This window comes from Pseudomonas sp. B19(2017) (assembly GCF_002113165.1).
In the GTDB taxonomy this organism is placed as follows: domain Bacteria; phylum Pseudomonadota; class Gammaproteobacteria; order Pseudomonadales; family Pseudomonadaceae; genus Aquipseudomonas.
Map to the genome: position 1 here is coordinate 1 of NZ_NEJR01000057.1, position 543 is coordinate 543.

General features: G+C 47.0%; 1 protein-coding gene and 1 rRNA gene. Both read left to right on the forward strand.

The window, feature by feature from the left end; translation table 11 throughout:
- The first annotated feature begins 50 nt into the window (after positions 1-50).
- Positions 51-166 (forward strand): 5S ribosomal RNA (gene rrf, locus CAF70_RS26005).
- 171 nt (positions 167-337) lie between these two features.
- On the forward strand, positions 338-543 hold a 206-nt coding region (locus CAF70_RS27780), incomplete at its 3' end, for a hypothetical protein (RefSeq protein WP_218191436.1).

Below are 543 nucleotides of genomic sequence, written 5' to 3' on the forward strand. Positions count from 1 at the left end.
ATATCCGAATTAGCCAAGAGTGTTCAAAAGACATTCTGGCAACAGAATTTCTTGACGACCATAGAGCATTGGAACCACCTGATCCCATCCCGAACTCAGCAGTGAAACGATGCATCGCCGATGGTAGTGTGGGGTTTCCCCATGTGAGAGTAGGTCATCGTCAAGATTCATTTCGCAAAACCCCTATCTGCACATGCAGGTAGGGGTTTTGTCTTTAAGTAGAAGCTATCGCTTCTCCTGGTGGGCTGAACGGCCAGCCAGTGGTAAAAAGGTGGTTGACAGCGTTTTTGAATGCTGTATTATTCACCTCCCGCGACGAGAGATCGAAGCGAGTTAAGTGTCTGAAGTCAAACGAGTTTCTCGCAAAAAACTTCAAAATAAACGCTTGACAGACCATGAGGAAAGCGTAGAATGCGCGCCTCGGTTGAGGCGAAAAGCTCTTGGCCAAACGCTCTTTAACAAATCGAATCAAGCAATTCGTGTGGGTGCTTGTGAGTACGGACTGATAGTCACAAAGATTATCAGCATCACAAGTGGCCATGC